We start from the raw sequence: 6,000 nt of genomic DNA on the forward strand, positions 1-6,000 counted from the left end.
TACACAGATGACAAAGGGCTTACCAAGTTCCGCATCTTATAGATACGACGAGGTTAGGTGGGTTCTTTACTCCGGGCAAGATACGGGACGCGTCACAGCAGCATTATGAATCTGCTTTTCCTCTTACCAATACCCAGGCAAATCTGTGCACTATCCCGAGCTAAAATTTACGAAGCTTACAAACCTTCACTAATGTTCACCATACTCATCTTCCCCTAGCAGTGTTCCGAGTCGTGCACTGACTCTCTGTTTCCGCATTTCCGCATGCAACCCACGAGCCCGTTACCAGACCCGCAGTTTTGGACGGGGATAGTTTTTGCGTCTAAACCAGTGGCGTAAGCCACACTATATAAAAGCGACTTCTTGTCGCACCATAAAACGTGTTATAGGAAATAATAAAGAACCCTTTTTTGATAAATAAGGATTCTTTATTATTTAAAAGTTATAAATTTTCGTCTCTCAACTAAAAACACTTTTTGTTCTAATTCTTAATTATTGAAATCCCATTAATTCTTTAACTTGTTTAACATTTTCTACTGAAGTTAATTTTTCTAATAGTAAAAATGACACATCAAATCCGGTACTAGGGTTTGAGGAAGTAATGATATTATTATCTACAACAATATAATCATCTTGAACAAATGCACCCATTTCTCTTAACTGTGCCTTTCTTATACTGCTAGGGTGATTATATGTAGTAGCTTTTTTACCTTCTAAGATTCCACTTTTTCCAAGTGAAAGAGCCGCAACACAAATACTAGCTATAGGTTTTCCCATTTCATGAAATTCTCTAATAACCTGTAAAAACCTCTCATCGTAAGCATCTTCATAAAAATTTGCTTCTTCAAAACCGCCAGGTATCGCAAGAGCATCAAATTCTTTCACATTAATATCTGATACTAACATTTCTGGGGTTACAGTAAAATTCCATGTGCATGTTAGTTTTGGATGTAATCCAGCTGTCACTAATTCAGTTGTGCCGTCTCCCTCAAATTTATTCCATCCAAACACATCTGTAAAAACACTTGCTTCTACAGCTTCAAATCCATTTGCTAAAAGTAATAATATTTTCTTCACATTATCAGCTCCTTTAAATAAATTTTAGTAAATATCTATAACATTTCACATATGAATGATTAGGTTATTTCCAAAGATAACTTTACTAAATTAGTTAATTATTCAATAATAATTAATAAAAAAAGGTTGAGGATAAAATGGACTTAATAGATAGAAAAATACTTCATGAATTGCAAGTAAATGCTAAGATCTCAATGAAAGAATTAGCTCAAAAAGTTTACTTATCTTCTCCATCTACAATTGAACGAGTTAGAAGGTTAGAGGAAAACGGTATTATAAAAGGGTATAAAGCAATTATCGATGCAGAAAAATTAAATAGAAACATCACTGCATTTGTTTTATTTGAAACAACAAAATGTAAGGATCTTGCAGCATTCTGTAATCTTCACCCAGATGTAATGGAGTGTTATCGTGTTGCTGGACAAATAAGTTACGTAGCAAAGGTATGCACGGAGTCAGTACATACCTTGGAAGAGTTTATTGATAAAGCAATGGCGTTTGGTACCCCATCTACAAATATAGTCTTATCATCAAATGATAATATGGAAATCAAATTGTCCAAAGATAATAGCAATCAATAACTTTTTAAATGCAATTACTTCTGCTAAATATGTACGCTCTACACAATTTCATTTACTATAAGGTTCCTTACAAAAGCGTCATACCTGGTTATATGACAAATTAAAAGATTAAGAGGATATTAGAAAAATATGGAGAATTAAATTACACTGTTAACTATGTTAAGGAAGGTGTAATTTAATGAAAGTTGGTTTTATTCTTTTTGATCAATTAACAGCTTTAGACTTTATTGGGTTTTATGATGGCATTACACGCTTAAAAACACTAGGATTTAAAAAAGATTTAACTTGGGATCTCTGCGCATTAAGCAATGAAATAAGCGACGATCGTGGAATTACATTTAAAATAAATAAAGTTTCACCAGACCTCTCAGAATATGATTTAATCTTTGTGCCAGGTGGAATGGGTACTAGAGCTTTACAATATGATACTGAATTCATTAACTGGTTAAAAACAGCAAAAGATGTTCCTTATAAAGTTTCTGTGTGTACTGGATCACTTCTCCTAGGAGCAGCTGGCTTCCTAAGGGATATAAAAGCTACTACTCATCCAAATGGATTTGATTTATTAAAGCAATATACAGACAAAGTAGAAAAAGAACGGATTGTTAAAGATTCTACTATTATTACTGGTGGTGGAGTTGCTACTTCTGTAGATCTAGGACTATATATATGTGAATTAATTGATGGATCAGAAACTGCAATAAAGATTCAAAAACAAATGGATTATCCTTATTATAAAACTGGTATTGTAAATAAGCATTAAAACCAAAAGCCTTCAAAATAAGCTTTTTTGGTTATGGTTATCCGAAATCATTTACAAGTTTCAAAAAAACAAGTCTTTCTCCATTAGAGAAAGACTTGTTTTGTATCGTTATAATTTATTTATAGTTAAAAGTTCTGTAGCTGCAGGAACAAAGCGAAATGTTGTATCTGTGATTTTAACTACTATGTTTTCATCATTTACAGCTTCTACTAATTCATCTAAATAAGGATATCGTTCATTTTTAAATCCTACTAACGGATAAATTCTAATCATACCGCCTTTTTTAGTTACTCGAATCATTTCTCGAATGGCCTGTAAATGAAACTCAAGATCAAACTGCTCCTGATAAAGAAATAAGAAATGATTACATAACACAAGCGAAAACGTCTCATCATTAAAAGGTAAATTTGGTAAAGTTCCAGCAATAAAACGTTTTTCTATTGAATTTTCTTTATAATGATTTAAAAAGAGTTTAAAAGATTCTTCTCTTATCTTATCGTGTTCCTCCAGACTCTTATAAGAATCCCAAGATAAGAACGAAATATTTTTAGCCAGTTTTTCAGTGGCTTCTTTCATTTCTTTCTGCCCATGTAAGGTCATTTGCTCAACTGTTAAATTATAAAGAGGATCTACAGCAACAGCATCATAGCCTCTTTCGTTAGCTTCTGCTACAAATGAAGAAGCTCCAGCTGCAACATCTAAGATTTTTCCTTTTTTAAGACAATCGTCTTCTAGCAAAAACATTTTTTCGTACTCTCCATAAGACCTACATGTCATGGCTACCCCAACTTGCTCATAAAACTCTGCTTTACTCATCTCAACTCATCTCTCCTCTACTAAAACTTAAAGTTAGAAAAATCTAACAATTATGATTTTACCCTTCCTCATTCCTATTTTCAACAGTAACTTGATGTATATTTTATTTATTCTAAGTTAACGTAATATGCTTTATCTATTTTTATAATTTTGTTGTATTATAGCTTCCTAACACTAAAACACCATGGCCGTACGTTTCTAAAATAGCAATGGCTTTACGAACACTATCTTCCTGCAAACTCTTTTCAGTTTCAATAAAAAAACGGTATGTACCTAATTTCTTCTTAGTAGGGCGAGACTCAATCCATGTAAGGTTAATAGAGAGAGATGAAAATACATTTAAAATTATCGCTAATAAACCAGGGCGCTCCTCATTAGGCGTTACCACTAACATTGTCTTCTTTCCTTTAGTTAATTTATTTTCATGCCTTCCCACTAAAACAAAACGAGTACAGTTCTCGCCATGATCTTGAATATTACTTTTCGTTACTTGTAAATCAAACATTCTTGCAGACCATTCAGAACCAATGGCACCTACATCTTTTCTAGCCTGATCACGTAAAGTTTTAGCAGCAGAGGCTGTACTATTAAAATGCTTACTTGTAGCTCTTAGTTCTCGAATGTAGTTTCTACATTGAGCTAGTGCTGGTGGAATTGACCAAACCTCCTCAATTTGATCAGACTCGACACCTTTCATTGTAAGTAAGTGCAAAGAAACAGGGAGAATTACTTCCTCTTCAATAAAGAAATCATCCATTAATAAGCCATCTGCTGTCATATTGATTGTACCTTCAATTGAATTTTCAATTGGTACTAGGCCTTTATCAACTCGATGTTCTTTAACAGCATCAAGTACATCTAAAATGGATTCACACATAAGCCATTCCACTTTATTAGGTGAAAAATAACGAAATGCAGCTTCTTCTGAAAATGTACCTTGGGGTCCTAAATATGCAACTTTCACGTTCAAAACTCCTTCAGTTTTGAACCAAGTATAACCTAAATTTCTATTGAAAACATATAAAATTACATATTAATCCAATTATCCATAGGGGAAAATATGTTTTAAAAGATGAATAGGATATACAAAATTATTTGATACAATGCACTTTACCGGCGCTTGAACATTCAGTCTTCTAATTCATGTCATTTTTTATAGAATCGATAAAGTTCAATGCAATGTTGGAAAGTCCATCTTTTTCTCTTGTACATAACGAAATAGGATTTTTTAAATTAACTTCTTCTACATGTACAATTGCTACTTGCTCTTGAGCTAAATGCTCATTGACTTCAAGAGAGGAAACAAAAGTAACTCCATATCCTGCAATCACCGTTCTGATTGTTTCATTCAATCCATTAATTTGTAATCCGATAATTGGCTTATTGACGTTATAGATCTTACAGAGAGAAAATAATTTTTCCCTTGAAGAGCTGCCTTCTTCACGAAATACAAAAGGTTCTCTTACAATTTCAGACAATGCAACTTTCTTTCCAGCAAATTTATGATTTTTATGTACGATAAACAACATTTGATCTTCAAATAGTTCATTACTCGTGATTAATGAATGAAATTCCCTTCTACCGCCTATCAAAGCGATTTCAGCTTGGTAATTAATCAAATGGTCAATTGCTTTACTAGAATTAGTAGTTGTTAATTCTACCTCTACTTCGGGATATTGCTGTTTGTACAGTCCAATCCATTTAGGCAGTAAAAAGTTCGCAGGAAGATATGTTGCGACAATACGTAGCTTTCCAGCTGTACCGTCTCTGTATTGTTTGATAGAAGATTCAATCTCACATTCAAGAGAAAATAACCTTTGAGCGTGCTTAGCAAGTTGTTCACCAGCAGGGGTTAAAAAAATCCCTCTCCCTTTAGGAGATACTAAAGTTAAATCAATTTCTTGCTCTAATTTTTTTATTTGAGCTGTTACTGCCGGTTGACTTATATTCAATTCCTCAGCAGCACGGGTTACACTTCTTTTTTTAGCTACAATGTAAAATAATCTTAAAGCATGAAGATTCATATTTCGCTCCCCTAATCATAAATAAAAGTTATTAATACTAAATAAATATATATTAGATTTATAAAATCTCTTCCTTTATTCTAAAACTATAAAATGTAGTGCTCAAGAATATTTCTTAATAAAGAGGTGAGAAGGGAATAGAGACTTCCCTTATAAAAATGAAATTAGTATGCATTGAATGTAGTAAATCAATTTCTTATGATAATTTTAGTTATCACTGTGAATGTGGTGGATTGTTGGATATTATTCAGGACTTTCACAACCACGATGCAGAGCGATTAAAACGCTTATTTAATGAGCGTCTCTCAGAACGTATGACTCCTTATGCTAGTGGCGTATGGAGATATAAAGAATTAATCTTTCCTGAGTTACCTGAAGAATGTATTGTGACAAAATATGAAGGAAATACAGAGTTATATACGCATCAACTAATTCAAGATTATATTGGTATGAGAAAAATCTACTTAAAAGCACAGAGCGAAAATCCTAGTGGCTCATTTAAAGATAATGGAATGACCGTAGCTGTTTCTCATGGAAAATCCCTAGGGTATAAAAAATTCACTTGTACTTCAACTGGAAATACCTCTTCATCCTTAGCTATGTATGCTTCCATAGGAAATTCAGATTCTTACATTTTTGTCCCTAATAAGGATATATCGATGAACAAAGTACTACAAACGATCGCATATGGTGCTCATGTATTTAGTATTCCTGGAACGTATGATGATGGGATTGAATT

7 protein-coding genes are annotated in these 6,000 nt (G+C 33.0%); 3 read left to right on the top strand and 4 right to left on the bottom strand.

Annotation, left to right across the window (positions count from 1 at the left end; genetic code table 11):
- Positions 1-492: 492 nt before the first annotated feature.
- Positions 493-1,077 (bottom strand): DJ-1/PfpI family protein, encoded by a 585-nt coding sequence (locus ACN6NE_RS19610; RefSeq protein WP_474326741.1) that lies wholly within the window; start codon positions 1,075-1,077, stop codon positions 493-495.
- 137 nt (positions 1,078-1,214) lie between these two features.
- Between ACN6NE_RS19610 and ACN6NE_RS19615 the strand changes: the two genes are divergently transcribed.
- Together ACN6NE_RS19615 and ACN6NE_RS19620 are read left to right on the top strand one after the other, a co-directional pair.
- A complete protein-coding gene (locus tag ACN6NE_RS19615; protein ID WP_474326743.1) occupies positions 1,215-1,658 on the top strand; it encodes an Lrp/AsnC family transcriptional regulator in 444 nt (147 codons plus the stop codon).
- Positions 1,659-1,836: 178 nt separating this feature from the next.
- Positions 1,837-2,421 carry a DJ-1/PfpI family protein gene (locus tag ACN6NE_RS19620; protein ID WP_474326745.1) on the top strand — a complete coding sequence of 195 codons (585 nt, stop codon included), beginning with the start codon at positions 1,837-1,839 and terminating at the stop codon, positions 2,419-2,421.
- Between the two features lie 108 nt (positions 2,422-2,529).
- Here the strand turns inward: ACN6NE_RS19620 and ACN6NE_RS19625 are convergent, their stop codons facing one another.
- The 3 genes from ACN6NE_RS19625 to ACN6NE_RS19635 all read right to left on the bottom strand — a co-directional run bounded on the left by ACN6NE_RS19625 (position 2,530) and on the right by ACN6NE_RS19635 (position 5,261).
- Positions 2,530-3,237 (bottom strand): class I SAM-dependent methyltransferase, encoded by a 708-nt coding sequence (locus ACN6NE_RS19625; RefSeq protein WP_474326747.1) that lies wholly within the window; start codon positions 3,235-3,237, stop codon positions 2,530-2,532.
- 142 nt (positions 3,238-3,379) lie between these two features.
- Positions 3,380-4,201 (bottom strand): prephenate dehydratase, encoded by an 822-nt coding sequence (gene pheA, locus ACN6NE_RS19630; protein WP_474326749.1) that lies wholly within the window; start codon positions 4,199-4,201, stop codon positions 3,380-3,382.
- Between the two features lie 172 nt (positions 4,202-4,373).
- Complete coding sequence (locus ACN6NE_RS19635; protein WP_474326751.1) at positions 4,374-5,261, bottom strand: LysR family transcriptional regulator; 888 nt, start codon at positions 5,259-5,261, stop codon at positions 4,374-4,376.
- Between the two features lie 158 nt (positions 5,262-5,419).
- Here ACN6NE_RS19635 and ACN6NE_RS19640 point away from each other — a divergent pair.
- A partial coding sequence (locus ACN6NE_RS19640; RefSeq protein WP_474326753.1) for a threonine synthase occupies positions 5,420-6,000 on the top strand: 581 nt, incomplete at its 3' end.

The organism is Priestia sp. 53B2 (assembly GCF_056099005.1).

Bases quoted from the DNA above. Each gene is read 5' to 3' on its own strand.
- ACN6NE_RS19615 (WP_474326743.1), top strand. From the start codon at position 1,215: ATGGACTTAATAGATAGAAAAATACTTCATGAATTGCAAGTAAATGCT.
- ACN6NE_RS19620 (WP_474326745.1), top strand. From the start codon at position 1,837: ATGAAAGTTGGTTTTATTCTTTTTGATCAATTAACAGCTTTAGACTTT.
- ACN6NE_RS19625 (WP_474326747.1), bottom strand. From the start codon at position 3,237: ATGAGTAAAGCAGAGTTTTATGAGCAAGTTGGGGTAGCCATGACATGT.
- ACN6NE_RS19635 (WP_474326751.1), bottom strand. From the start codon at position 5,261: ATGAATCTTCATGCTTTAAGATTATTTTACATTGTAGCTAAAAAAAGA.